This is a genomic window from Pannonibacter sp. Q-1, from assembly GCF_054073275.1.
Map to the genome: position 1 here is coordinate 172,686 of NZ_JBSXNB010000004.1, position 26,864 is coordinate 199,549.

The 26,864-nt window shown below is 64.2% G+C and carries 24 protein-coding genes; 13 read left to right on the plus strand and 11 right to left on the minus strand.

The genetic code is table 11. The annotated features are described in order from the left end of the window. Positions 1–492: 492 nt before the first annotated feature. Genes ACVNHC_RS12335 through ACVNHC_RS12370 form a run of 8 tightly spaced genes read left to right on the plus strand, consistent with a single transcriptional unit; the run spans position 493 to position 7,255 of the window. Positions 493–1,656: an amidase gene (locus tag ACVNHC_RS12335; RefSeq protein WP_457167449.1), complete on the plus strand. Its 1,164-nt coding sequence runs from the start codon at positions 493–495 to the stop codon at positions 1,654–1,656. Positions 1,657–1,658: 2 nt separating this feature from the next. Then, positions 1,659–2,798 carry an acyl-CoA dehydrogenase family protein gene (locus tag ACVNHC_RS12340; protein ID WP_457167450.1) on the plus strand — a complete coding sequence of 380 codons (1,140 nt, stop codon included), beginning with the start codon at positions 1,659–1,661 and terminating at the stop codon, positions 2,796–2,798. Positions 2,799–2,832: 34 nt separating this feature from the next. Continuing rightward, entirely contained in the window at positions 2,833–3,198 is a 366-nt protein-coding gene (locus ACVNHC_RS12345; RefSeq protein ID WP_050473251.1) for a hypothetical protein, read from the plus strand. Positions 3,199–3,245: 47 nt separating this feature from the next. After that, positions 3,246–4,508 carry an aromatic ring-hydroxylating oxygenase subunit alpha gene (locus ACVNHC_RS12350; RefSeq protein ID WP_058899732.1) on the plus strand — a complete coding sequence of 421 codons (1,263 nt, stop codon included), beginning with the start codon at positions 3,246–3,248 and terminating at the stop codon, positions 4,506–4,508. Further along, positions 4,505–4,999 (plus strand): aromatic-ring-hydroxylating dioxygenase subunit beta, encoded by a 495-nt coding sequence (locus ACVNHC_RS12355; protein ID WP_186393320.1) that lies wholly within the window; start codon positions 4,505–4,507, stop codon positions 4,997–4,999. The genes ACVNHC_RS12350 and ACVNHC_RS12355 overlap by 4 nt, the downstream gene beginning before the upstream one ends. After that, positions 4,999–5,760 carry an SDR family NAD(P)-dependent oxidoreductase gene (locus ACVNHC_RS12360; RefSeq protein WP_058899731.1) on the plus strand — a complete coding sequence of 254 codons (762 nt, stop codon included), beginning with the start codon at positions 4,999–5,001 and terminating at the stop codon, positions 5,758–5,760. Before ACVNHC_RS12355 ends, ACVNHC_RS12360 begins: the two co-directional genes overlap by 1 nt. Next, the gene (locus ACVNHC_RS12365) at positions 5,757–6,737 is read left to right on the plus strand and encodes a PDR/VanB family oxidoreductase (protein ID WP_050473247.1); all 981 of its coding nucleotides are present in this window, start codon (positions 5,757–5,759) and stop codon (positions 6,735–6,737) included. The genes ACVNHC_RS12360 and ACVNHC_RS12365 overlap by 4 nt, the downstream gene beginning before the upstream one ends. 11 nt (positions 6,738–6,748) lie before the next feature. Beyond that, complete coding sequence (locus ACVNHC_RS12370; protein WP_457167451.1) at positions 6,749–7,255, plus strand: flavin reductase; 507 nt, start codon at positions 6,749–6,751, stop codon at positions 7,253–7,255. A gap of 24 nt (positions 7,256–7,279) precedes the next feature. Here the strand turns inward: ACVNHC_RS12370 and ACVNHC_RS12375 are convergent, their stop codons facing one another. Then, positions 7,280–7,780 carry a MarR family winged helix-turn-helix transcriptional regulator gene (locus tag ACVNHC_RS12375; RefSeq protein WP_208977659.1) on the minus strand — a complete coding sequence of 167 codons (501 nt, stop codon included), beginning with the start codon at positions 7,778–7,780 and terminating at the stop codon, positions 7,280–7,282. 112 nt (positions 7,781–7,892) lie between these two features. Here ACVNHC_RS12375 and ACVNHC_RS12380 point away from each other — a divergent pair, with 112 nt between their 5' ends. Genes ACVNHC_RS12380 through ACVNHC_RS12390 form a run of 3 tightly spaced genes read left to right on the plus strand, consistent with a single transcriptional unit; the run spans position 7,893 to position 10,734 of the window. Beyond that, a complete protein-coding gene (locus ACVNHC_RS12380) occupies positions 7,893–8,915 on the plus strand; it encodes a TRAP transporter substrate-binding protein (RefSeq protein ID WP_457167452.1) in 1,023 nt (340 codons plus the stop codon). After that, complete coding sequence (locus ACVNHC_RS12385) at positions 8,912–9,448, plus strand: TRAP transporter small permease (protein ID WP_050473245.1); 537 nt, start codon at positions 8,912–8,914, stop codon at positions 9,446–9,448. The genes ACVNHC_RS12380 and ACVNHC_RS12385 overlap by 4 nt, the downstream gene beginning before the upstream one ends. Continuing rightward, complete coding sequence (locus tag ACVNHC_RS12390; protein ID WP_050473244.1) at positions 9,445–10,734, plus strand: TRAP transporter large permease; 1,290 nt, start codon at positions 9,445–9,447, stop codon at positions 10,732–10,734. The genes ACVNHC_RS12385 and ACVNHC_RS12390 overlap by 4 nt, the downstream gene beginning before the upstream one ends. Before the next feature lie 168 nt (positions 10,735–10,902). Here ACVNHC_RS12390 and ACVNHC_RS12395 read toward each other — a convergent pair whose 3' ends face one another. Next, a complete protein-coding gene (locus ACVNHC_RS12395; protein WP_050473319.1) occupies positions 10,903–12,273 on the minus strand; it encodes an aminotransferase class III-fold pyridoxal phosphate-dependent enzyme in 1,371 nt (456 codons plus the stop codon). Between the two features lie 98 nt (positions 12,274–12,371). Then, positions 12,372–13,820 (minus strand): APC family permease, encoded by a 1,449-nt coding sequence (locus tag ACVNHC_RS12400; protein WP_457167453.1) that lies wholly within the window; start codon positions 13,818–13,820, stop codon positions 12,372–12,374. Between the two features lie 132 nt (positions 13,821–13,952). Between ACVNHC_RS12400 and ACVNHC_RS12405 the strand changes: the two genes are divergently transcribed. Beyond that, positions 13,953–15,029, plus strand: a complete 1,077-nt coding sequence (locus ACVNHC_RS12405) for an AraC family transcriptional regulator (protein ID WP_050473242.1) — start codon at positions 13,953–13,955, stop codon at positions 15,027–15,029. A gap of 122 nt (positions 15,030–15,151) precedes the next feature. On the opposite strand, the gene ACVNHC_RS12410 is transcribed toward ACVNHC_RS12405, so the two are convergent. From ACVNHC_RS12410 to ACVNHC_RS12430, 5 genes are all read right to left on the minus strand, one after another. After that, a complete protein-coding gene (locus ACVNHC_RS12410) occupies positions 15,152–16,492 on the minus strand; it encodes a TRAP transporter large permease (protein WP_457167454.1) in 1,341 nt (446 codons plus the stop codon). Then, entirely contained in the window at positions 16,482–16,997 is a 516-nt protein-coding gene (locus ACVNHC_RS12415; protein ID WP_058899725.1) for a TRAP transporter small permease subunit, read from the minus strand. The genes ACVNHC_RS12410 and ACVNHC_RS12415 overlap by 11 nt, the downstream gene beginning before the upstream one ends. Positions 16,998–17,071: 74 nt before the next feature. After that, the gene (locus tag ACVNHC_RS12420) at positions 17,072–18,112 is read right to left on the minus strand and encodes a TRAP transporter substrate-binding protein (protein ID WP_374629850.1); all 1,041 of its coding nucleotides are present in this window, start codon (positions 18,110–18,112) and stop codon (positions 17,072–17,074) included. Between the two features lie 319 nt (positions 18,113–18,431). Then, complete coding sequence (locus ACVNHC_RS12425) at positions 18,432–19,532, minus strand: NAD(P)-dependent alcohol dehydrogenase (RefSeq protein ID WP_457167455.1); 1,101 nt, start codon at positions 19,530–19,532, stop codon at positions 18,432–18,434. 72 nt (positions 19,533–19,604) lie between these two features. Next, the gene (locus tag ACVNHC_RS12430) at positions 19,605–21,077 is read right to left on the minus strand and encodes a benzaldehyde dehydrogenase (protein WP_457167456.1); all 1,473 of its coding nucleotides are present in this window, start codon (positions 21,075–21,077) and stop codon (positions 19,605–19,607) included. Between the two features lie 274 nt (positions 21,078–21,351). Here ACVNHC_RS12430 and ACVNHC_RS12435 point away from each other — a divergent pair, with 274 nt between their 5' ends. Then, the gene (locus ACVNHC_RS12435) at positions 21,352–23,103 is read left to right on the plus strand and encodes a sigma 54-interacting transcriptional regulator (protein ID WP_457167457.1); all 1,752 of its coding nucleotides are present in this window, start codon (positions 21,352–21,354) and stop codon (positions 23,101–23,103) included. A gap of 66 nt (positions 23,104–23,169) precedes the next feature. Here ACVNHC_RS12435 and ACVNHC_RS12440 read toward each other — a convergent pair whose 3' ends face one another. The 3 genes from ACVNHC_RS12440 to ACVNHC_RS12450 are packed head-to-tail and all read right to left on the minus strand — an operon-like array spanning position 23,170 to position 26,801. Next, a complete protein-coding gene (locus ACVNHC_RS12440) occupies positions 23,170–24,873 on the minus strand; it encodes an ABC transporter ATP-binding protein (RefSeq protein ID WP_457167458.1) in 1,704 nt (567 codons plus the stop codon). A gap of 13 nt (positions 24,874–24,886) precedes the next feature. Beyond that, complete coding sequence (locus ACVNHC_RS12445; protein WP_457167459.1) at positions 24,887–25,819, minus strand: ABC transporter permease; 933 nt, start codon at positions 25,817–25,819, stop codon at positions 24,887–24,889. A gap of 10 nt (positions 25,820–25,829) precedes the next feature. Then, on the minus strand, positions 25,830–26,801 hold the full coding sequence (locus tag ACVNHC_RS12450) for an ABC transporter permease (RefSeq protein WP_457167460.1): 972 nt from the start codon (positions 26,799–26,801) through the stop codon (positions 25,830–25,832). Positions 26,802–26,864 lie beyond the last annotated feature (63 nt).

Below are 26,864 nucleotides of genomic sequence, written 5' to 3' on the forward strand. Positions count from 1 at the left end.
ACAGGTGCATGAGCCGTCAGATGAACCGGCACACGCCTGCGCGCTGGCGCAAGGCTTGCGCCGTCCGCCCTCAGGGTCAAGCGGTAATATTCACGTAATACGGTACAAAAGATGAGTTTCCAATACAGGATTACTGACTACCGCGTGCAAAACACCTTCAAAACCAAGAACCCTTGCAAAGGCCGCAAGGGCAAGCGGTGCAGCAGACATCACCGGCGCAAAACAGACTTTCAGAATACGCAACAATTCACGTGATTTTACATGTTACGCTCTGGCCGTCTGTATTTCGTTTGACATTGCGCCGAGTGTTGATTCCGCGCCTGAAGGGAACGGCACAGCCGATAGGGCTGGTGCCGCATTTTTCGTTCATCTAATTGATTTCAAGCAATTTTTTTGATCCTCATCAACGATTTTACGTTGACGGCTTTTCGATTTGCGGTAATTTTACCGTATCCAGAGGGAACGGAGCCGCAAGCGCTCCGCATAGAAAAAATGACAAATGACTCTTCAGCCCTGACCGGCGGCTCGCCGGTCTTTACGGCCACGCTTGCGCTTGGCCAGACGGGTCCGCGTGTTGCGGTCAAGGACTGCATCGACATCGCGGGCACCGTAACGCGCTGCGGCTCGGCGGCCTTCGACACGGCCCCTGCCGCCACAGTGCATGCCGATGTGGTAGCGGCCCTGCTTGATGCCGGATGCCGCATCACCGCCAAGACCAACATGCACGAGCTTGCCTACGGCATGACGGGCGTGAACGCCCGCTTCGGCACCCCGGTCAATCCGCGCTGGCCGGACATCATTCCCGGCGGCTCGTCCTCGGGCTCTGCCGCCGCCGTGGCTGGCGGGCTCGTCGACTTTGCCATCGGCACCGACACCGGCGGCTCCATCCGCCAGCCTGCGGTCTGCTGCGGCGTCATCGGCTTCAAGCCCACCTTCGGGCGGATCAGCCGCAAGGGCGCAAGCCCGGCGCAAAGCTCGCTCGACTGCATCGGCCCCTTTGCCAGAAGCATGGACCGGATCGAGCAGGCGATGGCCGCACTCGACGGCAGCTTCACGCCAACACGCCTGACGGCAGCGCCGAAACTTGCCATCACCGGCATGGATGCCGAGCCCGCCATCCTGGCAGCACTCGCCCCGGTGATCACACCCCAGGCAGGAGCGCTGACCGCTGTGAACCTGCCCTCACTGGAAGCCGCCTTCAAGGCGGGCATGACGGTGATCGGCCGTGAAACAGCAGCAGCCTTCGGCCATCTGGTCACGGAAGGCGCGCCGCTCGGCGCCGATGTCAGGGCGCGCATCGCAGCAGCCATGGCCATCACGGATGAGGATCTGGCCGCTGCCGAAGAGGTGCGCGCCCGGTTCACGGCCGAAGTGGATGCCGCCCTTGCCAGCCATGACGCGATCCTGACCCCGGCCCTGCCGGTGGTGCCGCCGCGCCTTTCGCAAGCGGATGATCCGCAGCGGGTTCTCCCCCTCACACGCTATCTGCGGCCGTTCAACCTGTCGGGTCATCCGGCGCTGGTTCTGCCGCTCCTCACGCCGGACGGGCTGCCCGCCGGACTTCAGATCATTGGCCGCAAGCAGGGAGATGAGCAGGTCTGCGCCATCGCCCGCTGGCTTTGCGAGACCTTCAAAGACTTCCAGGTGGAGGAATGACCATGGATGCCCTTTCCCAGTCCCCAGCGGACGTGACACTCGAAAGCCTGAAGGCGGAGATCCGGTCCCGCAGGCATGAATTTCATCAGCTGCGCCATATCCCGATCGATATCGTGCGCCAGTTTCAGGCCATCGGCATCTACCGTGCCTTCGTGCCGGAGCGTTTTGGCGGCGACGCCCTGTCTCCGGCGGCCTTCTGCCGGCTGATCGAGGACATCGCCAGCGCCGATGCCTCGGCCGGCTGGGTTGCCAGCTTTGGCGTCTCGGCCACCTATCTGGCGGCCCTGCCGAAGGAAACCTACGCCTCCATCTACAGCAAGGACCCCAACACAGTCTTTGCAGGCGGCTTGTTCCCGCCCCAGCTTGCCAAGCGCGTGCCCGGCGGGCTGGAAGTCACCGGCCGCTGGCCCTGGGGCTCCGGCGTCATGGGCGCCTCGCTGGTCGGTGCCGGCATCAGGATCGAGGGCGAGGACAGCCCGCTGCCCCGCACCGCCGTCATGCCCCGCCATGCCGTTACCGTGGACGAAACCTGGGACACGGTCGGCCTGCGTGCCACCGGCAGTCACGACATCGTCGCGAACAAGGTCGTGGTGCCGGAAGAATGGACCTTCATCCGGGGCGGCAAGCCGGAAATGGACGACCCGATCTTCCACTATCCGGCGATGGCGCTCGCAGCACAGGTGCTGGCCGTCGTCGCCCTTGGCACCGCACGTGCGGCTCTCGACTGGCTGAGCGAGGACGCCACCAAGCGCGCCTCCATCACCGGCGCACCGAGCCCTGCGGCACGCGGCTATATCCAGACCGGCTTTGCCCGTGCGGAGGGCCTCCTGTCCGGTGCAAGGGCCGGTTTCTACGACGCCATCGAGGAAGGCTGGCAGCAGATGCTCGAAAAGGGCGAGGTTGACCGCGCCACGCACATCCGCCTGCGCCACGCCGCCTCCAAGGCCGCTGAAGACGGGGCCGAGGCCGCCCGCCTTGCCTTCGTCATGGGCGGCTCGGACGCGATGATGAGCGGCCATCCGCTCGGCCGCTGCATGATCGATGCGGCCTGCGTTGCCCAGCACGCCTTCATCGGCGCAGGCAGCTGGCAGGCGGCGGGCGCCGCCCTGCTCGGTCAGCCCGTGCCCCCCGGATATCCGTGATCTCAAATTTCATTTCCAGCGAAAGGATGCCAGCATGGCTGAAGCCAAACAGATCCGCACCCTGCTCTGCATTGCCGTGCACCAGAACTTCTTCGATCTGCCCTTCGACAAGATCGGCAGCGTCTGGACGGGCTTTGCCACGTTCATGTCGAGCGTTGCCAAGATGGACGGCGTGACCGTCCTGGGCACCATCGATGACGACGAGACCATGGTCGGTACCTCGCCCACGGGCTTCCCGTGGACCTGCTACATGCTCTGCGACTTCCCGGACCGGGATGCCGTGGTCGCGGCCTGCAACCTGTTCCGCACCATTCAGGTCGGCGACGAGAACCACCGCCTGTGGCGCTACATGCGCATCGAGGCGCGCATGGGCCGTGCGCTGCAGATCCCGGATCTGTGAGACGCCGCCATCAGGGTCAAAGCAACAAACCAGAGGAAAGAGCTCAAATGACGATCGCCGCAACACAACCGCAACCCGGTGATCTGGTCGAATTCGACCGGGTCAAGACGCCGATGTACGAAGACGAGGCGCTTTTCGAGGAAGAGCTGGAGCGCATCTTCGGCCGCACCTGGGTGTGGGTCGCCCACACCTCCGAAATCCCGGACAAGGGCTCCTTCGTCCGCTCCTGGGTTGGCCGCCAGCCGGTCATCGTGGTGCGGGACCGCAAGAACGAGATCCACGTGATGGTCAACCGCTGCCGCCACCGGGCCGCAACGGTGTGCGAGGTGAAGAAGGGCAAGACCTCCTCCTTCCAGTGCCCCTATCACGGCTGGGGCTACGGCCTCGACGGCTCCCTGCGCGGGTTGCCCTATCCGGAGCAGTATGGCGAGGACTTCGACAAGGAAGCTCACGGCCTGAAGAAGCTGCGGGTGGAAAGCTATCAGGGCATGATCTTCGCCACCTTCAACGAGGAGATCGAGCCGCTGGAAAGCTTCCTTGCCGGAGCGAAGAAGTGGATCGACCTGTTCATGAAGCAGGGCGGCGGCTTCCCCATCAAGGTACTGGGCGAACATCAGTTCACCTTCCCGGGCAACTGGAAGATCCAGTTGGAGAACACCACCGACGCCTACCACTTCCCCGTGGTGCACAAGTCCTTCCTGCAGTCGCTGGACAAGGAAGCCGAAGCCACCTTCACCTTCCTTGAGGGCGAAGGCTTCGTGGAAGACCTCGGCAACGGCCATTCGGTGATGGTGATGATGCCGGAACTCGTCGACCTCGACGACAACCTCGACGCCGCCATTCCGCAGCGCTTTGAAGCGCTGGCGCAGGAACTGCGGGACGAAGGCTATCCGGAAGATCAGGTGCGCAAGATCGTGCGTGCGGTGGGCGGTGCAGGCTTCAACCTGAATCTCTTCCCGAACGTCTCCTTCTCCCTGTCCTTCTTCCGCGTGCTGCGCCCGATCAACGTGCGTGAAACCGGCATCCGCCACATCGCGCTCGGCATGGACGGCGGCCCGGTGGCGGCCAACCGCATGCGCCTGCGTCTGCACGAGCATTTCCAGGGACCGCTCGGCTTCGGCTCGCCCGATGATGCGGAAGTTTGGGAACGCGTCCAGCGCGGCACGCTGGGCGGTGAGGATCTGCCGATCCTCGTCAATCGCGGCCTTGTTGACGAAGTGCCCGGCGAACACGGCCCGCGCGGCCATGTGAGCGCGGAAACCGGCATGCGCGCCGCCTACAAGATGTGGAAGAGGATGATGGACCAATGAACTCGATGAGCACCATCACATCCGCAGTGACCCTGCAGGAAATCGCCGAATTCGTCTGGAACGAGGCCGAGCTGCTGGACCGCAAGGACTATGACGCCTGGCTCGCCCTGTGGGCTGGCGACGGCCATTACATCATGCCGATCAATCCGGACGGCAATTACGAGGACGAACTGAACCTGTGCTACGACGACGCCAAGATGCGCAAGATGCGGATCGAGCGTTTTCAGGCCGGTTTCTCCATCTCCTCCGCACCCCCGGCCCAGACCATCCGCACCGTCTCGCGCTTCGTCATAGAGGCACAGGACGGGGAGACGGTGACGCTGCGCTGCGCCCAGCACCTGATCGAGGACAAGTTCGGCCGCCAGCGCGTCTTTGGCGCGAACCTGCGCTATGTGCTGCTGCGCACCGAAAACGGCCTGCGCATCCGTGACAAGGTGGCAACGCTGCTCAACTCTGACGGGGAGCTGACTGCGCTCAGCTATCTGTTCTGATGGCAGCGCCGCTTCCTGAAAAGATCCAGACAGCCGTCGTGACGGGCGGGGCCACCGGTTTCGGTGCCCTGGCCGTCAGGGCCCTGCACAAGGCCGGTTTCCGCGTCGTCATCACCGACGTGGATCCCGGCCCCGCCGAAGCGCTGGCGCAGGAGCTTGACCTGGCCGGGGAGACGGCGGTCATCGGCACGCTGGATGTGACGAAGCCGGATGACTTCCAGACCATCCTCGACCGCAGCGTCGAGCGCTGGGGCTCGGTCGAGGTGCTGGTGAACAACGCCGCCCGCACCGCCGTCCAGCCCGTGCTGGAGATCGATCCGGCCGACTTCAACGCCATCATGGCGGTGAATGCGGGCGGCACCTTCACCGGCTGCCAGATCTTCGGCCGCCATTTCCGCGACCGCGGCTATGGCCGGATCATCAACATGGCCTCGCTCGCAGGCCAGAACGGCGGCACCGCCACCGGCGCGCATTATGCCGCCTCCAAGGGCGCGATTCTGACGCTGACGAAGATCTTCGCCCGTGATCTCGCCCCCTTCGGCGTCACCTGCAACGCCATCGCCCCCGGTCCCATGGACACGCCGATGGTGCGCTCGGTGATCACCCCGGAAAAGATGGCCGGTGCGCTGGCCAATATCCCGGTGGGGAAACTGGGGGATCCGGATTTCGTGGCCGGGCTGGTCGCCCTTCTGGCCGGACCTGAGGCAGCATTCGTCACCGGCGCCTGCTGGGACGTCAACGGCGGGATCTACATGCGATGAACGCGATCAGTCCGAAACAGACGCTTGAGCTGACCGTCACCGAGCGGATCGAGGAACCGGGCAACATCATCCGCCTGCGGCTGGCAAGTCCGGACGGTGCGCCCCTGCCCCCGTTCACCGCCGGTGCCCATCTCGACATCCACCTTCAGGACGGCGGCCTCGACCTGTGGCGGCAGTACTCGCTCTGCTCGGACCCTGCCACGAATACGGCTTACGAAATCGGCGTGCTGAAGGACCCGAAGAGCCGTGGCGGCTCGGAGGCGGTCCACCGGCTGGCAACACCCGGCGCACGCTTCCGGATCGAGGGCCCGCGCAATCACTTTCCGCTGGAGGAAAGCGCCACCCGCACGGTGCTTTTCGGCGGCGGCATCGGCATCACGCCGATGCTGGCCATGGCCCAGCGCCTCCATGCCCTCGGCCGGGACTTCACCCTGCATTACTGCACCCGTTCGGCCGGCATCACGGCGTTCCGCAGCATGATCGCGGCCTCTGCCTGGGCGGACCGGGTGGTCTTCCATCATGACGATGAAGACGAGGCCCAGCGCCTGCAGCTGCCGCGCGACCTGCCGGAGCCGGACGCAGGCACCCATCTTTATGTCTGCGGGCCGCAGGGCTTCATGGACTGGGTGATTTCCAGCGCCGAGGCGATGGGCCATGCCCCGTCGCACGTGCACCGGGAGTATTTCTCCGCCGATGTGGACACCACCGGCGAAAGCTTCGAGGTGGAGGCGCGCCTGTCCGGCGTCACGGTGACGGTTGGCCCGGAGGACACCATCGCCAAGGCACTGGCCCGTGCGGGCGTGAAAATCGAGGTAAAGTGCGAGGAAGGTGTCTGCGGCACCTGCGTGACGGATGTGCTGGAGGGCACGCCCGATCACCGCGACCAGTTCCTGACGGACGGCGAGAAGGAAGAAGGCTTGATGATCTGCGCTTGCTGCTCACGCGCCTGCACCTCCCGCCTCGTGCTCGACATCTGAGGAGGAGAGCCATGACCGAGACCCCAATTCCCCCGGAAATCACAGCCTTCCGCGAAGGCATGAGCCGCCTGGGGGCCGCCGTCAATCTGGTGACGACCGATGGCCCCGCCGGGCGCCATGGCATGATCGTCTCGGCTGTCTGTTCGGTGACCGATAGCCCGCCGATGCTGCTGGCCTGCATCAACCAGAACGCCTATGCCCATGACGCCTTTCTGGCCAATGGCACGCTCTGCGTGAATGTGCTGCGGCCCGGGCACCGGGATCTGTCACGCACCTTTACCAAATGGACGGGCGAAGACCGCTTCTCGCAGGCCGGCTGGGACACGCTGGAGACGGGCGCCCCCGTTCTTCAGGGCGCAGCCGCCGCCTTCGACTGCCGGATCATCGACCGTCAGCAGAAGGGCACCCATTCCGTGCTCTTCTGTGAGGTGGCCGCAACCCGGCTGTGGTCCGGCACGCCGGAAGGGCTGATCTGGTTCAGCCGCGCCTTCCACCAGCTTGAAGCAGCGGCGGGGTAAGCGATGGCAGGACCGGCAGCGCGCTCAGATCTCTCCCAGACGGTCGAAGACCTTCTCCAGAAGGCCGTTGAGTGCTGCCAGCTCCTCGCTGGAGATATTGATGAAGGACGCGGCGAGGATCTTGTCCGCTTCCATCAGGGCGCGGCGGCGCATCTCGTCGCCCCTGGGTGTCAGGGTCACTTCGGTGACGCGGCCATCCGTCGGACGGACACGGGTGGTGACCAGACCATCGGCCAGCATACGCTGCACGATCTTCGTGGCGGTGTTGAGCTTGAGCACGCTGTAGTCGGCAATCTCGGAGACACTGAGGTAGCCGTCCTCGTGCAGCGACATCAGCACGCGCCAGCGCGGCATGTCGAGATCGATGGGCTTCAGGCGGCGCTCCAGCACCTGCACGTAACGCCCGTTCACACGGGAAATCCAATAAAACGGCCAGTTCCGCTTCATCCGCTTCACAGCCTGCTCGCCCTCGTCGAGGGCGGCCTCTGCGGCCTGAGAGACGTGAGCGGTGTCGGATGCAGTCATGGCCAGTCTTTCCAAGGTTTCGAGGGGCGCAAAGCCTCCGAACAGCGGCGGTCGCAATGAGCCGATTGCCGGTTGCATGCACAACAATACACCAGAGGGGAATTAGATGAAAATGAACGTGATCACAAGTTTTGCTCTTGCCGGCGCTACGGCACTTGGCCTGATGACGGGCGCAGCTTCTGCCCAGACCGTGCTGACCCTGAACAGCTGGCTGCCGCCCAGCCACCCGCAGGTCACCCAGCTCATGCAGCCGATGGCAGAAGACATCGAGCGCGTCACGGAAGGCCGCGTCAAGGTACAGATCCTGCCGGCTCCGCTCGCTCCCCCGCCTGCCTCCTTCGACCTTGCCAAGAATGGCATTGCCGACATCACCTACGCCGTCAACGGCTACACCCCGGGCCGCTTCAAGACCGCCGTTCTGGGCGAGATGCCGTTCCTGGGCGACAGCGCGGAAGCCGTGTCGATCGGCTACTGGCGCACCTACGAGAAGATGCTGAAGGACGCCAACGAGTACGAGGGCGTCAAGGTTCTTGCTTTGTTCACGCATGGTCCCGGCGCCATCTTCATGAAGGGCGGCGAACTCACCACGCCGGAAGCCATTGCAGGCAAGAAGGTGCGCGTCGGCAGCACGCTGGCCCATGACCTTGCCACCGGCCTTGGCGCCGTACCCGTGGAAGGCCCCTCCTCCAAGGCCTATGAGCTTCTGTCCCAGGGCATTGCCGACGGCATTCTCTTCCCCTTCGAATCCGTCAGCTTCTTCAACCTGATCCCGCTGCTGGATCAGGGTCTGGAGTTCCCCGGCGGGCTCTACAACACCACCATGTTCATCGTCATGAACCAGGCGAAGTTCGACAGCCTGGACCCGAAGGACCGTGAAGCCATCGAAACCGTCATCGGCGAGCCGCTGGTCCGCCGCGCCGGCAAGATGTGGGATACCGTCGACGCCGCCGGCCGCAGCGCCATGGAAGGCAAGATCACCCTGCACAAGGCAACGGCGGAAGAAGTCGAGGCCCTCAAGGTCAAGTTCCAGCCGCTGATCGACAAGCGCATCGCGGAAGTCTCCACCAGCGGCGTCGATGGCGCTGCTGCCTATGAGATGCTGCAGGCGGAAATCGCCAAGGCCGCCGCTGAATGAGCACCTGCGTCCAGAAGACGCCCATCATCGGGGAAAGGCCTGCGCGCAGCGCGGGCCTGACCTGGTTCCGGATGGGCCTTGCCGGCATCTGTGCGGTCATGCTGACCGCCATGATGCTGCTCACCGTGGCCGATGTGGTCGGCCGCTATTTTCTCGCATCCCCGGTTCAGGGCGCCACCGAACTGACCGAAATGCTGCTTGCGGCGGTGATCTTCATCGGCCTGCCCGCCGCAACGCTGGATGATGACCATGTGACCGTGGACATGCTGACCGCCCGCCTGCCCTGGGCGGTGGAGAGACTGCGCAGGCCCGTGGTTGCCTTTGCCTCCGCCGCCATCCTGTGTGTCATCGGCTGGCGCCTTTGGGCCGCGGCCGCGCAGGTCGGCTCCTATGGCGGCACCACCATCAGCCTGCAGATCCCGCTGGCCCCGCTCGGCTACCTCGTTTCGATCTTCACCGGGCTTGCCGCCCTCATCCTTGTCGCCAAAGCCATTGCCTGCCTCCTTCCGGTGCAGGCTGGGAGGCCCGAATGAACCATTGGGAAGTCGGCATCCTCATCCTCTTCGCCCTTCTGGCCGCCGGACTCCCGATCAGCTTTGCGCTGGCCGCCGTCGGCACCGCCGGAACGGTCGCCATCATCGGCCTCAACCCGGCCCTGTCCCTGCTGGGCCAGACCTTCTTTGACAACAGCCGCAGCTACTCTCTGTCGATCCTTCCCCTCTTCCTGATGATGGGCAACTTCGTCGTGCAGTCGGGCATCGCGCAGGATCTCTACAACGCCGCCTATGCCTGGCTGAGGCACCGGCGCGGCGGACTGGCGGTGGCGACCGTCTTTGCCTGCGGCGGCTTCTCTTCCGTCTGCGGCTCGTCCCTTGCCACAGCCTCGACCATGGCCAAGATCGCCCTGCCCTCCATGCGCAAGTATGGTTATCCGGACGGGCTCTCCACCGCCTCCATCGCGGCGGGCGGCACGCTGGGCATCCTCATCCCGCCGTCGGTGATCCTCGTCTTCTACGGGATCATGACCCAGCAGGACATCGGCAAGCTGTTCCTGGCCGGCATCGTTCCGGGCATCATCGGCATTCTCGGCTATGCGCTTGCGGTGATCATCTCCGTGCGCATCGGCAAGCTGGATCTGCCGGTGGAACCGAAGCTGCCGCTGATGGACCGCATCCGGGCGCTGAAGGGCATCAGCGGCGCCATGCTGCTCTTCGTCTTCGTCATGGGCGGTATTTACCTCGGCGTCTTCACCCCCACCGAAAGCGCCGGCATGGGCGCGGCAGGCGCCTTCCTGCTCGTCATCATCCAGCGGCGGCTCAACCTGCGCCAGACGATCATGACGCTTTACGAGACCGCCAAGACCACGGCCGTGATGTTCTTCATCCTGTTCGGTGCCCTCACCTTCACCAACTACGTCAACCTCTCCGGCATGACGCAGGACATTCAGACGATGCTCAATTCGGTGGGCAACCATCCGATGCTGATCATCCTGATGATCACGGCCATCTACCTGCTGCTTGGCTGCGTGCTGGAAGGCCTGTCCATGATCACGCTGACCATTCCGGTGTTTTACCCGATTGTCGCGGCCTCCGGCTTCGACCTCATCTGGTTCGGCATCTATGTGGTGATCGTGACCGAGGTCAGCTACATCACCCCGCCCGTCGGCCTCAATGCCTTCGTGCTGCGGTCGGTGGTGCGCGATGTCAGCCTTGGCACCATCTTCCGGGGCCTTGGCGTCTTCGTTGCGGTGGATGTGGGCCGCATCGCCCTGATCCTCGCCTTCCCGGCCATAGTTCTCTTCGTGCCGCGGATGATGTGAGACCAACTCCCGATGAGACTTACTCATCGGGAGTTGGTTAAGCCCGTGCGGCGCCTGAGCCATTTCAAGGCGTGATGCGTCAGCATCGTAAGCCTTGGCATGACAGGCCGCAGGTGTGAAGAAAAGGCCCCGCCGGATTGATCCGGCGGGGCCTTTCCATTTGCAGGATCAGAGTTCCGTCTCGACCTTGGCAAAGGCCTTGCCGAGCGCCGCGACGAGGATGGAGATTTCCTCCTCGCCGATGACCAGCGGGGGCGAGAGGATGATGGTGGAGCCGGCCGGGCGGACAATTGCGCCTTCCTGACGGGCGTAGAAGGCCACCTTCTCGGCAATGCCGTTGGACGGATCAAGCGGTGCACGGGTCTTCTTGTCGCCGACGAGATCGATGCCGACCATCAGGCCCTTGCCGCGCACTTCGCCGATGATCGAGGAGACGCCTTCCAGCGGCTTCAAGCCATCGAGCAGCACCTTGCCCATGCGGGCGGCGTTGCCCGGCAGGTCTTCCCGCTCCACGATGTCGAGCGCCGCCAGAGCTGCGGCACAGGCGAGCGGGTGGCCGGTGGAGGTGTAACCGTGCATCAGGAAGCCACCGGGCGTCACGTCCTTGTACCAGGCCGAGGCCACGCGGCGGTTCAGCACGGTGGCGCCCAGCGGCACATAACCGGCAGAGATTCCCTTGGCGAGGCACATGATATCCGGCTTCACGCCCCAGCCGCGCGAGCCGAACATGGAGCCCGACCGGCCGAAGCCGGTGACGACCTCGTCGGCGATCAAGAGCACGCCGTAGCGGTCGCAGATCTCGCGCACCTTCGGCCAGAAGGAGGCCGGCGGCACGATCACCCCGCCCGCGCCCTGCACCGGCTCGGCGATGAAGGCAGCCACCGTCTGCGGCCCCTGATGATAGATCTCGCGCTCCAGCAGGCGGGCGATGATTTCGGAGAGCTCTTCCGGGTCTTCCGTATAGGGGTTGCGGTAGGTCCAGGGCGTGTCGATCTGGGTGCAGCCCGGCAGCAGCGGTTCGTAGGCGCCGCGGTAATAGGGCGAGCCGTTGACGGAAACACCACCGAAATGCACGCCGTGATAGCCGTTCTTCATGGAGATGAACTTGTAGCGGCCCGGCTCTCCGGCAAGCTGCCAGTACTGGCGCGCGAGCTTCAGCGCGGTCTCCACCGCATCCGACCCGTTGGCGCTGAAGAACACCTTGTCCATGTCCTCTTCGGCGGCCATCTCACAGACTTTGGCCGAGAGTTCGATGGAGGGCGGTGTGGTGGTGCCGGCGAAGGACGAGTAATAGGAAATGCGGTCCATCTGGGCGATGATCGCTTCCTTCACCTCACGCCGGTTGTGACCGACATTGACATTCCACAGGCCGCCGAAGCCGTCCACATAGCGCTTGCCGTCAATGTCGGTGACATAGCAGCCGTCACCGGAGACGATGATCTGCGGCGGATTGGCCTGCGAGATCAGCGGATGGATCATCGGGTGGAACTGATGCCGCGTGTTGTTCTCGCGGATGAAGTTGGACGTTTTGTCGAGCATTGACTGCTCCTCCTTTGGATGGATTTCGTGTTCTTGCTTGTTGGAATGATGCTGCCGGGCGGACAGGCTCTGTGGCAGAACCGCCCGGCAGGAAGGGATCACTCGAAGACAGCGCCGAGGTTTTTGTAGAGGTCCGGCTGGCGGCTCTTGATCCGCATGGCGAAGAGGAACCCGGCGAGGCCGCAAAGGGCGATGAGAACCGGGAAGGACTGCACCAGCGCACTGTCACTGCCCGACAGAAGCTCCAGATTGCTGCTGACCAGCAGGATGGCGCCGCCAAGACCCACGACCGACAGGGCCGGCAGGATGAGCGTCACAAGGATGCTGTGCTCATGGCCATGCTGGCGGCGGAAGTAGGCGATGATGGCCAGCGACACGAGGAACTGCACCATCAGGATGCCAAGCACGGCAAGGGCCGACATCCAGGAGAACACCACCGCATAGGCATCCGCGCCGCCGATGATGAAGGCGATGAGAATGCTTGCGGCAATCGCCGACTGAAGCCAGCCGGCGGCGGCCGGAGACCCATGCGCGGCACTGACCTTGCCAAAGATCTTCGCAATCAGCCCCTCACGGCCAAGGGCGAAGAAATAGCGGTTCAGCGTGTTGTGGAAGGACAGGACGCAGGCAAACAGCGACACGATCAGCAGGATCTCCATGGCCGTGACCGACCAGGGGCCCAGCACATCAGCGGCGGCATTGAAATACAGCGTCTCAAGGCCGGCTTCTGCCGTCTGCTGGATCACGGACGAGCCATAATGCTGCGCGATGGCCCAGGTGGAGAAGGCATAGAAACCGGTGATCAGCAGCACCGCAGCATAGGTTGCACGCGGAATGGTCCGGTCCGGATCGCGGGCTTCCTCACCGAAGATGGCGGTTGATTCAAATCCAATGAAAGAACCGATCACGAAGACCAGCGCCACGCCCAGCCCCGGCGAAAACACGACGGACGGCGCGAAATTCTCAAGGCTGAGGCCCTCCGGGCCGCCGCCGCGCAGCAGGATGCCGACATCCAGCATCAGGAGGATGGCGATTTCCAGCACCATGGCGACGCCAAGGATCTTGCCGGAGAAGGAAATGTTGCGCTGGCCGCAGAGATGGACCACCGCAAGGGCCGCCAGCGACCATGCCCACCAGGGCGCTTCCAGCCCGAGCCCGGCCATGGCGCCTGCCGTGAAGACGCCGAAGAGCGCGTAGACGGCAATCTGCACCGAACTGTAGGTCACCAGCGCCATGACGGCCCCGGCGACGCCCATCGGCTTTCCAAGTCCTTGCGAGATATAGGTGTAGAAGGCACCGGCACCGCCGACATGGCGGCTCATGGCCGTGAACCCGGCCGAGAAGATGATGTAGAGAAGGCCCGCTAGCACGAAGGCACCGGGAACACCGGCCCCGTTGCCGAAGGCGAAAGCCACAGGCGAAGCCCCCGCCACAGCCGTCAAAGGCGCGGCTGCTGCAACCACAAAGAAGACAATATGCGCCAGCCCGACCGAGTTGCGGGCAAGCCGCACCTCTCCGCCGGCGCGAGTATTCGCGTCGATCGTCATGTTTTTACCCCTGGAAGTTCATTTTTATTCTTTGAGTATGACCGCGCGCGGCGCCAGTCCCATTGCACTATGCGTCAAACTTCCGATAATATGCGCCACATTCCCGTAATTCTGCGTAAGGGAAATTCCTGCATGGGACGAACGCCTAAAATAAAGTCAGTGCGTGCCTCTGTCTTGACCCCACTGCTGAAGCACATCGCAGATCAGGGCAGCAATATACAGGAGTTCATCGCCAAATATGGCATCACCCGGACGCAGCTTTCCGACCCCTATTCGGTGCTGCCGCTGGGCCGCTATGTGACCCTGTTCGAGGCGGCTGCCGTCCATCTAAAGGATCCGGATCTGGGGCTGAAACTGGCCATGCGGGTGCAGCCGGCGGACATGGGGCCGATGGGCGTCCTGTTTTCCCTGTCACCCAGCATTGCGGCCGGATTCCAGCGGCTGGCGAGCCACGTGATGGCCCTGCAGAGCGGCACCCAGTCCAACATGTTCGAGGTCAATGGCGATCTGGTCTGGACCTACCGGCTGCAGGATCCGGTCATGTGGCCGCGGCGGCAGGATGCGGAATACACGCTGGCCGCCTGCGCCCAGCTGGTGCGCTCCTGCTTCTCGCCGGAGTGGAAGCCGCTGGAAGTGCATTTCGAGCATGCTGAGAGCGCCAATCCGCAGCTTTTACAGCGGATTTTCCGCGCGCCCGTGCTCTACCGCCAGGCCAGCAACCGGATCATCATGGGCCGGGATGATGCGACGCGGATCTACCGCAGCGAGGACCGGGAGCTTGTCACCATTCTGGAGCATCACCTTGCCGACCTGATCGGCGACGAAAGCGATGAAAGCCAGACGATGACGGACCGCATCCGCAACCGGATCAGCCTCTATCTTGGCCAGAAGCCGGTGACGCTGACCGCCCTTGCGGCCGAGCTCAACATGTCAGCGCGCAGCCTGCAGCGGCGTCTGGCAGAAGAAGGCACCTCGCTGCGCGATCTCGTCAGGGAGCACCGCATCCAGCTGGCAGCCAATCAGCTGACCCAGAAGGATGCCCGCGTCACCCAGATCGCCCATAGTCTGGGCTATGCCGACGGCACGGTCTTCTGGCGCGCCTACCGGGGCTGGAAAGGCGAACCGCCCAGCGCGGCCAAGGGGCAGCGCCGGGCGGCACAGGACGCAAGCGGCGATGACGGGGAGGAGTGGATCACCGGCGGCGCGTAGGCTTATACCAAGGCTTTCGATGCTGACGCATCACGCCTTGAATTTGCTCATGCGCCGCACGGGCTTGACCAACTCTCGATGAGACAAGCTCATCGAGAGTTGGTATCAGCCCCCTCCCGGTGTCACTTCATGCCCGCAAGCCCCAGCACCAGTTGCGGCCAGATGAGGCAGGCGGCAAGCACCGCCATCTGCAGCAGCACGAAAGGCACCGCCGCCCGGTAGATGGTGCCGATGGCGGCATCGGGAACCGTGTTCTTGAGATAGAACAGTGCCATGCCGACCGGCGGCGTCAGGAAGGACGTCTGCAGGCAGACAGCCATCAGGATCGCCACCCAGGCCGGATTGTGGCCCATGGCCGTCAGCACCGGCATCACCAGCGGCGCGATGATGAGGATGATCTCCATCCAGTCGAGGAAGAAACCCAGCAGGAACAGGATGAAGAGGATCAGCAGCAGCGTGCCTTCCGGCGGCAGCGGAATGGCATGAAGGGCATCGGCAATCACCTCGTCCCCGCCATAGCCGCGCAGCACCACCGAAAAGCAGGAGGCACCGAAGATCAGCGCGAAGAGAAAGGCCGTCGTCAGCCCGCTTGCCTCGCAGACTTCGACGAACCCCTTCCAGCCCAGCCGTCCGGAAGCGATGGCGAGCAGCGTTGCCCCCGCCGCACCGATACCGGAGGCTTCCGTCGGCGAGGCAATGCCGAAGACGATAGACCCAAGCACGGCCACAACCAGCAGCAGCGGCGCCACAAGAACCCGGGCCAGCTCGCCAAAGGTCACCTTTGCCGCATCACCGGTATGACCTTTGGGGGCCCTGTCCGGCCAGATCAGAGCCACGGTGACGATATAGACCACATAGGCACCGGCGAGCAGCAGGCCCGGTACGATGGCGCCCTTGAACAGGTCCCCCACCGGGATCTGCAGCTGATCGCCCATGACCACCAGCATGATCGACGGCGGAATGAGAATGCCGAGGCATCCGGTCGCACCAATGGTGCCAAGGCTCAACCGGTCGTCATAGCCTGCCGCCCGCATGGCCGGCATGGCGATGGTGGCGAGCAGCACCACGGAAGCACCAATGATGCCGGTCGAGGCCGCCAGCACGACGCCGATCAGCACGACCGACACCGCCAGCCCGCCCGGCACCTGCCGCAACAGCCCGTGCATGGAAGTGAGTAGCTTTTCGGCAATGCCCGAGCGGTCGAGCATCAGGCCCATGAAGATGAACATGCTCATGGGAATGAGCGAATAGCTGGACAGCGTGTCGAAGGTCCGGTTGGCGACAAAGCCCAGCATGCGGATGGAGGCCATGTCCGCATCAAAGGCAAAGGCATCCAGCACACTGCCGAGCACGGCAAAGAGCACGCCGACCCCGCCCAGCACGAATGCAACCGGATAGCCGGAGAACATCACCACCATGAAGGTGGAGAACAGCAGGAAGACGAAAACCGCATCAACGCCCATCGGCGGACCTCCCGGGGCGGATCAGGACGGCAAGGGATTTCAGGAGCACGGAAAGCCCCTGCAGGAAAAGAAGGGCAAAGCCTGCGGCCATGACGCCCTTGATGATGTAGCGGGCCGGCAGGCCGGAGGGCATGGGCGAGCCTTCCTTGAGGCGCCAGGAATATTCGAAGATCTTCCAGGAATTCAGGGTGAGGAACCCGGCGAAGGGCAGCAGCAGGAAGAGAACGCCGAGCACTTCGGCCAGCGCCCTGCCCCGCTCTCCCATGCGCCCGTGCAGCGCATCGACCCGCACATGCATGTCGCGCTGGTACGCCCAGGCAAGACAGCACATGACCACGACGGCATTCATGTGCCACTGCAGTTCCTCAAGCTCGATCATGCCGAGATTGAACACATAGCGCAGCAGCACATTGACCAGAATGGTGAGCATCAGCAGCGGCTGCACCAGCGCCCCTGCAAGCCCCACCGACCGGCTGAGCCGGTCCACCAGTTCGACGACATGCATGAGGACAGCCCCGTTGCAGTGAAGGCGGACGGGCGGCAGGCCGTCTCCAGCCCGCCACCCGCGCAATCCTCGTGTTACTGACGGGCTGCCCAGGCTTCGGTCGAGGCGCGATAGGCCGACACGGACTCCCAGACGCGCTTGAAGTCGGCGTCCTTTTCGCTCTGCTCCTTCATCACCTCATCCACCTTGGCCTTGATGGCCTCCAGCACCTCCGGCGGGAACTGGCGCACCTGCACGCCCTTGGCCTCAAAGCCCTTCACCGCTTCCGCATTGGCGGTCTGGGTGGACATGACGGAGCGCAGGTTCGTCGCCTTGCAGGCCTCCTCGATGGCCGTCTTCTGGGCCTCGTCCATGCTGTCCCACTTGGCCTGATTGATGATCAGCTCATTCATGGCCGCAGGCTGGTGCCAGCCCGGCAGGTAGTAGTTCTTGGCCACGTTATCGAGCCCGACGGTGACGTCGATGGCGGGCATGGACAGCTCCGCGCCGTCGATCACGCCCTTCTCCATGCCCGGATAGATCTCGCCGGTCGGCAGCAGCACGATGGAAGCGCCAAGTTTGACCATGGTCTCGCCCGCAAGCCCGGCAAAGCGCAGCTTCTTGCCGCTGAAATCAGCAACAGAATTGATCTCGAAAGAGTACCAGCCGCCCGCCTCCCGCTCCATCAGGCCGCAGGGAATGGTGACGACGCCCTGCTTGGCATAGATCTCCGACCAGATCTCCCGGCCGCCGCCGTTATAGATCCAGGCCGCGTGGGTCAGCACATCCGGACCGAAGGGGATGCCGCCGAACAGCTGCACGGCCGGGAAGCGCCCGGCCACATAGAGCGGCGAGGTGTAGCCCGCATCCAGCGAGCCCTGCTGCACGGCATCGAAAATCTGCAGCGGCGGCACCAGCTTGCCGGCCGAATAGACCTTCACCTTGAGGCTGCCACCCGACAGGGCATTCAGCTTCTCCGCCAGATATTCGGCATTCTGGCCGCTGGCCGGCATGGTCAGGGGCCAGGCGCTCTGCAGATCCAGAGAAACGGTATCCGCCTGCGCTGGCGCGGCTGCCACAAGTGCCGTTGTCAATGCGAGGGCCGCCAGACGCGGCAGAGAACGGGTGAATTTCATGATGAACCTCTGGGCATGGGCCAGCATCGGGAGAAAATTACTTTTTTCCCGCGTGGATCTTGTTGTTTATCGATGGGATCACCTGCCGGTGAAACATGCTGCAGGGTCAGGCTTGCACTTTGATCTTCCGGAATAAATCGCGCATTCCGGAAAACTCTGTTGCAGCCAGCGCAAGAAAGCAGCGCCAGCCCCGCATCCCGCGCGCAAAGATAAGCCGGACGGCGGAAGCGGACGCCCAAGCCAAACGCAGAAGGCCGCCTTCACGCGCATGAAGACGGCCTCAGGATTTCATCTCATATCCAACGAAATAAATGCTTCCTCACGCCATCCGCAGGACAGGCTTGATGGCGGAGCCCGTTTCGGAGGCATGGATGGCGGCGTTGATTTCGTCGAACTCATAGAAGGTGATGAGCTTGTCGAAGGGGAACAGCCCCTTCTTGTAGAGTTCGACCAGATGCGGAATGAACTCATCCGGATCGCTCTCGCCTTCCACGATGCCCATCAGCCGCCGGCCGCCGCTCATGAAATGCATCTCGTTGATCTGCAGCTCCGCCTCCGGCCCCGAGGCGCCGAGAATGCCGCAGGTTCCGGCATTGGCAAGCGCCATCACGGCCGAGCGGATGACCGGCGGCAGGCCCGTGGTGTCGAGCGCATAATGCACGCCCGTGCCCGTGAGGGCGAGGATCGCCGCCGTGGCATCTTCCGCCTTGGGGTTGATGACATGGGTCGCGCCCAGCTCCTTCGCCAGTTCCAACCTGTCCGGATTGAGATCCACGGCAATGATGGTCCGTGCTCCGGCCACCTTGGCTGCCATCACGGCGGACAGGCCAACGGACCCGGCACCGAAGACGGCAAAGCTCTTGCCCTCGCGCACCTTCAGTGCATTGAGCACCGCGCCTGCTCCGGTCTGGATGCCGCAGGCAAGCGGCCCCAGAAGCTCCAGCGGCGCGCCCTCCGGCACCTTCACCACATTTCTTTCATTGCAGATGGCATGGCTTGCAAAGGAGGACTGGCCAAAGAAATTGCCATGCACGCGCTCGCCGTCCTTCGACAGGGCCGTCGAGCCGTCGGGCCGCGTTGCAAAGAAGTTGCGGGGGAAGAACTCGTAGCAATAGGACGGCTGATGCTCCTTGCAGGTTTCGCAATGGCCGCAGGAGTTGAACGTCATAACCACCCGGTCGCCCGGCTTCACCTTGGTGACGGCACTGCCCGTGCTGCGCACGATGCCTGCCCCCTCGTGCCCCAGAACCACCGGCAAGGGCGTCGGTAGCATGCCGTCCCGCACCACGACGTCGGTGTGGCACACGCCCGTGGCCACCACCTCCACCAGAATTTCATCTGCCCTCGGCTCTTCCAGATCCAGCGTTTCCAGAACGAGTTCCGCACGCGTCTCGCGCGCAACGGCTGCCTTGATTTTCATGATTGCCTCCAGCAACGGAAAGGGCCGGATGCTGGCGGGCACAAGGCCAGCCAGCGTCCGGCGGAAGGGATGTCAGAACGGATAAGGCTGGGCCTGATCGCGGACAGTCACCCATTGCCACTGGGTGAATTCCTCGATGTCGGCAGGCCCGCCGATGCGGGTGCCGTTGCCCGACTTGCCGAAGCCGCCGAAGGGCGCAAAGGGCCCGCCGTTCACCGTCTGGTCGTTGATATGCAGCATGCCGGTCCTGAGCTGATTGCCGATGGCCATGGCGCGCGAGGTGCTGGCCGAGAGAATGCCGGCGGACAGGCCGTAGTCATTGTCCTGCGCAATGCGGACAGCCTCCGCATCGCCGGCAAAGCTCATGATGCAGGCCACAGGCCCGAACAGCTCCTCGCGGAAGGCCAGCATGTCCGGCGTGATGCCCGCCAGAACGGTTGCCGGATAAAACAGGCCATCCGCCTTGCCGCCCGCCAGAAGCCTTGCGCCCTTGGCAACCGCATCATCGACGATGTGCTGGATCGTCTCCACCTGATTGGGGGAAATGACCGGCCCCAGCGCCACACGGCCGGAGGCTGGATCGCCCACCGGAAGATGCTGCGCCTTGGCCGCGATCTTTTCCGCCAGCGCCTCCACAATGCTTTCATGTGCAAGGACAAGACCTGTCGCCATGCAGATCTGCCCCTGATGCAGGAAGGCACCCCAGGCGCAGTTGGAGGCAGCCACATCCACATCCGCATCATCCAGAACGATCAGCACGTTCTTGCCGCCAAGCTCCAGCTGCACCTTCTTGAGGTGGCGGCCGCAGACTTCGCCCACCTTCGAGCCGCCTGCCGCCGAGCCGGTGAAGGAGATCATGGCAATGTTCGGGTCCTTGCACATGGCCTCGCCCGCATCCGCACCGCCCGGCAGCACATGCAGGACACCGGCGGGAAGGCCAGCTTCCTCGAACAGCCGGGCGATGATGATGCCGCCGGAAATGGGCGTGCGCGGATCGGGCTTGTGCACCACTGCATTGCCCACCGCCAGCGCCGCGGCGATGGCACGCACCGACAGAACGAGCGGGAAATTGTAGGGCGAGATGACACCCACAACCCCATGCGGCAGGCGCCGGGCGTGGCTGGTGCGGCCATCCATCGTCGGCAGAACCAGCCCCATCGGCATGGTGGCCAGCGAGGCCGCATGGCGCAGGAACTGGGCGCCGTGCTCGATCTCGATCCCGGCCTTGGCCTCGATCGAGCCGCTTTCGCGCATGATCCAGGGGATCAGCTCCTGCCCGTTCTGCTCCAGAAGATCCGCCGCCCGGTTCAGGATCGCGGCACGCGCCTGCGGCAGCACGGCGGCCCAGGCCTTCTGGGCCGCAGCGGCGGCCTTTGCTGCGGCGGCAACCTCCTGCGGCCCGGCAAGGCCCGTTTCGGCAAGCACGTCTCCGGTCGCAGGTTCGCGCACGGTCAGCGTACCGGCGGCAGATGCCGACCAGCTGCCGTCAAAGATGCGCCCGCTCCAGCTTCCCGGCTTCAGAAATCCGGCATGCAGCATGTTCATGATCAGGTCCTCCCTTTGGCCGGAGGCGCCGCAGTTTGCCCTGCCGCACCGCCCGTGCCGTCCTCCTCTTGGCAGCTTCCGCCGCCAGACCATCTCCTCAAATGGCCGTAGTTTCCCTTAGGCAAGCGCCGTGCCACAACGGGCCTGCGCCGGACATGTGGGGCAAGCCACTGAAGAACATGGACTTTTCCGCGAGGAACAACGGACGGGCAGCCATGCCGCATTCCGCAGGGTTTCAGAATTTCATTGAACAGCTCATCAGTTTCATGAAAACATGAAATTCATGAACACACCCGGCACCCCTGACCATCTGATTTCCCTGGCCGAAGCCTCGGCCCGCACGGGCCGGATGATCCGGCGCGGGGCCTTCAGCGAACTGCCCACCGCCGCCCCGCCAACGCTGGATGATCTGGCGCATTCGCTGCTCTTTGCCCTCGGCGACGGACGCATCTGGCTCAACGACCAGCGCATGGTGCTGATCCAGTCGCAGGTGCTGGGCGCGCTTCGCGCCGAGCTGATCGACACGCTGGGCATGGAGCGGGCCAAGGCGCTGCTGATGCGCATCGGCTATCTGCAGGGCGTAAGGGCGGCGGAACTGGTGCTGGACCGCTTTGCCGGAGCCAGCATCACCCAGCTTCTGGCCGCAGGTCCGCGCGTTCACACGCTGGAGGGCTTCGTCAAGGTGACGACCCGCCACTTCGAGTTTGATGCGGACAAGGGCACCTATCACGGCGAATTCGTCTGGGAGGACTCCTCGGAAGCCGCAGAGCATCACGCCAGCCATGGCCTTGCGCAGGAGCCCGTATGCTGGATGCAGACCGGCGTGCCCTCCGGCTACACCAGCCGCATTCTCGGCCATCCGGTGTTCTTCCGCGAGATCGAATGCGCCGGCATGGGCGCACCGCACTGCCTTGTGGTGGGACGCGATGCTGCGGCCTGGGGCAAGGACGCGCCGGAGCAGGAATATTTCGGCCTGTCCTGGCGCGGGCGCAGCGCCGCCGCCAGCACCAAAGGCCCGTCAGCGGAAACGGCCGCAGCAGAGCCTGCTGCCCAGGGCCCGAGCGGCATGGTCGGCGTCTCCGCCAGCTTTCAGCGCGCCAGCCACCTTCTGGAGAAGGTCGCCGCAACCGATGCGACCGTGCTGTTCATCGGCGAATCCGGTGTGGGCAAGGAGCTGTTTTCCAGCCAGTTGCACCAGCTGGGCCGGCGCAGCAAGGCGCCCTTCATCGCCATCAACTGCGCCGCCATTCCGGACAATCTGGTGGAATCAGAACTCTTCGGCGTCGAAAAAGGCGCCTACACCGGGGCAGTTGCGGCCCGTCCCGGCTATTTCGAGCGGGCTGAGGGCGGCACGCTGTTTCTGGACGAGATCGCCTCCCTCACCTTCTCCGCACAGGGCAAGCTGCTGCGCGCCATTCAGGAGCGCACCATCGAGCGGCTGGGCGGCACCCGTTCCATTCCGGTGAATGTGCGCATCGTTGCGGCCAGCAATGTGGATCTGGCGCAGGAAGTCTCTGCCGGGCGCTTCCGGCGCGACCTTTATTACCGCCTCAACGTCTGCCCCATCCACATTCCCCCGCTGCGGGAGCGGCGCGATGACATCCCCCTGCTCTGCGCCCATTTTCTGGCCCAGTTCCGGGAGAAGCACGGCAAGGCCATCACTGGCTTCAGCCGCAGCACCATGGACGCGCTGCTGGCCTATGACTTTCCCGGCAACATCCGCGAATTGCAGAACCTTGTGGAGCGCGGCGTGGTCTTTGCCGATGACAACGGCCTGATCGGCCTGCACCACGTGTTTCAGGGCAGCGAACGGCCGACAGGCCCTGTGCCGGTGCTGCGCACGACGCCCGGCACCGCCCCGCTTCCAGCCCGCAGCGAAGGGCTTGGACAGATCGAGGCACAGGAACAGGCGCTCTACCGCGATGCGCTGGCGCAGGAAAAAGGCAACATCTCCGCCGCCGCCCGCCGCCTCGGCCTGACGCGGGCACGGCTGGAATACCGTCTGCGCAAGCACGGGCTGATCTGAGGGCACTTAATACCAAGACTTTAAGAGATGCCTTGAAAAGGCCCGGATGCCGCTCGGGGTCTGGAGTTACAGGCTCGGCATCAGGTCAAGCAGGTGCCGGGCATAGGGGCTGGCGGGGGCGGTAAAGAGCTGTTCGGTCTCAGCTTCCTCGACAATCAGCCCCTCCTTCATCACGATCACCCGGTCGCACATCTGGCGCACCACCGGCAGATCGTGGCTGATGAAAAGCACAGTGAGATCCAGCGCATCGCGCAAATCCTTCAGGAGGTTGAGGATCTGCGCCTGAATGGACACGTCCAGCGCCGAGGTCGGCTCGTCACAGATGAGGAACCGTGGCCGCGTCGCCAGCGCCCGGGCAATGGCGATGCGCTGGCGCTGGCCGCCGGAAAACTCATGCGGATACTTGTCCGCCGCCGCTGCTCCCAGCCCGACCGCCTCCAAGAGGTTCGCCACGATCCTGCGCCGCTCGGCCGATGAGGTGGCAAGGCCGTGATGGGTCAGCGGCTCGGCAATGATCCGGCCCGTGCTCATGCGCGGATTGAGCGAGGAATACGGGTCCTGGAAGATCATCTGCACCTGCTGGCGCAGAGCCCTGTCTTCCGCCCGGCTCGCCGCCCCGCCCACGGTCTTGCCATCAAAGGTGATGCTCCCGGAGGTAGGCCGGTAGATCTGCACAAGCATGCGGGCAAGCGAGGACTTGCCGCAGCCGGATTCGCCCACAAGCCCCAGCACCTCGCCCTGCCGGATATCAAGGCTGACGCCGCGCACGGCTTCGAAGTAACGGCGGTTGGACGGCAGCAGCGCCGCCTTCGTCTGGAAACGCAGGCGCACATCGCGCACTTCGATGAGGGGCCTGGCGTCAGCCGCCTTCACGCCGGTCTCCCGCCCTTCGGTGAGCCACTGCAGCGCCGGGCTGCGGTCTGTGCTGAGCGGAGCGTCCTCCGCCTGCGGCGGATAGGTCAGGCGCGGAAAGCGGTCCAGCTTGCGGTCGCCGCGCGGCACCGCGCCGATGAGGCTGCGGGTGTAGGGATGGGTGGGCGCATCGATGATCTGCCGCACCGGACCGCTCTCCACCACCTCGCCCCGGTACATCACCACCACCCGGTCTGCCGTGCCGGAGATGACGCCCATGTCGTGGGTGACGAGAATGACGCCGATGCCCCGCTCCTTCACCAGCTTGCGGATGAGATCGAGGATCTGCGCCTGAACGGACACGTCCAACGCCGTCGTCGGTTCATCTGCGATGATCAGGTCAGGGTCTGAACACAGCGCCAGCGCAATCACCACACGCTGGCGCATGCCGCCGGAAAACTGATGCGGATAGGCCGCAATGCGCTCTGCCGGACTGGCAATGCCAACCTGCGCCAAGAGGCCGATGGCCTTCTCCCGCGCTTCTGCCTCGCTCATGGGCTGGTGAATGCGGATGGTCTCGATCAGCTGCGCCCCCACCGTCATCAGCGGATTGAGGCTGGTCAGCGGGTCCTGAAAGATCATCGAGATACGCTTGCCGCGCAGGCGGCGCATGGTCTTTTCGCTGGCCGGATCGATGGCCTCGCCGTCAAAGCGGATTTCACCCGCCGTCACCCGGCCCGGCGCTTCCAGCAGGCCCATCACGGCGCTGCCGATGGTGGACTTGCCCGCACCGGACTCGCCGACGATGCCGACGATCTCGCCGCGCCCAACCTCAAGGCTGACATTCTGCACGGCCACAAACGTGCCGAGGGGCTGCGGGTATTCCACCCTCATGCCGGAAATGGAAAGCAGGGACATGGCAGGCCTCCGGTCAGCGCAGCTTGGGGTCGAGGACATCGCGCAGCCAGTCCCCCACGAGGTTCACCGACAGCACCAGCAGCGCCAGCGTCATGCCCGGAAACACCACCAGCCAGCGCTCGCCGGAGAACAGGAAGTTGTTGCCGATGCGGATCAGCGTGCCGAGCGAGGGTTCTGAGGCCGGAATGCCAACGCCGAGGAAGCTCAGCGTCGCCTCACCCAGCACGGCAACGCCGAGGTTGATGGTGGCAATCACCAGCACCGGCCCCATGACATTGGGCAGGATGTGGCGGACAAGGATCAGCGGCGCGGAAATGCCGGTCACCTGCGCGGCCAGCACATAGTCCTTGTTGCGCTGAACCAGCGTCGAGGCCCGCACAGTGCGGGCCACCTGCGGCCAGATCGACAGGCTGAGCGCGAAGATGATGACGAAGACGGCGAGCCGGTCATGCTGATCCGGCGGCAGGATGCCCCGGCTGACGCCATCCACCAGCAGCGCCACCATGATGGCCGGAAAGGTCATCTGGATATCGACGACGCGCATGACGATGGCATCCGTCAGCCCGCCAAAATAGCCGGCGAGCAGCCCGAATACGAGACCGAAGAGAACAGCCGCCAGAACCGACACCCCGCCCACCATCAGCGAGGTGCGGGTGCCGTAAAGCAGCGCGGAAAAGAGGTCGCGGCCCTGATCATCGGTTCCCAGCAGAAACTCCGGCGAACCGCCCTCATGCCAGACCGGCGGCAGCAGCGAGTTGAGGAGATCGAGCGAGGCAATATCGAAGGGATTGTGCGGGGCAATTAGCGGCGCGGCGATGGCCGCAAGGATCATCACCCCGCCAATCAGCGCAGCCAGAACCGTCAGCGGCGACGCGAGGAACCGGTAGAGCACCGGGCGCCGGGCGATCCACAGGCGCAGACCGGATGGCGTGGCAGAAGCAGGCATCCGTTCCCCCTCAGGTGGCGCTGGCGCGCAGGCGCGGATCAACCGCGTAGTAAAGCAGGTCCACCACCAGGTTGACCGTCACGAAAATCACCGCCACCAGCAGCAGGTAGGTGGAGATGACCGGGATATCGACGCTCGAAATCGCCTGCAGGAACAGAAGGCCGATGCCCGGCCACTGGAACACGCTTTCGGTGATGATGCCGAAGGCGATGATCGAACCGAACTGCAGCCCGGCAATGGTCATCACGGGCACCAGCGTGTTCTTCAGCGCATGGCGGAAGTGGATGCGCCGCGCCGGCAGGCCGCGCGCCTTGGCAAAGCGGATGAAATCCATGCGCATCACCTCCAGCATTTCCGCCCGCACGAGGCGCATGATGAAGGTGAGCTGGAACAGGCCCAGCGTGAAGGCCGGAAGGATGATGGAGAGCCAGCCGGAGCGGGTCACAAGCCCCGTTGTCCAGAACCCGAGATCCACCGTTTCGCCCCGGCCAAAGGTCGGCAACAGGTTCAGCTCCACGCCGAAATAGACCATCAGCATCAACCCGACAAAGAACGTGGGCATGGAAATCCCGGCGAGCGAGAAGATCATGATCGCCCGCGCAAGCCAGCTGTCCGGCTTCAGCCCTGCCAGCACGCCGAGCGGAATGCCCAGCGCCAGCGCCAGCGAGAAGGCAATGACGCTGAGTTCGATGGAGGCCGGAAGCCGGTCGGCAATGAGCCGGCCCACCGGCTGGCCCATCTGATAGGACAGGCCGAACTCGCCCTGCACCACCCGGCCAATGAAATGGCCGAACTGCACCAGCACCGGATCATTCAGCCCCAGCGCCTCGCGCAGCGCCGCCCGGTCGGCAAGGCTCGTTTCCTCACTGACCAGCTGCGACACCGGATCGCCCAGATAGCGGAACATGAAGAAGGCCACCAGCGCCACCACCAGCAGCACGATACCCGCCTGAAACAGGCGGCGGAGCATGTAGAAGATCATTGCGCTGAGGATCCCGGTTGCGCCACGGCATCCGGAGCCCGGATGCCGCAGCTTTTAACGGCA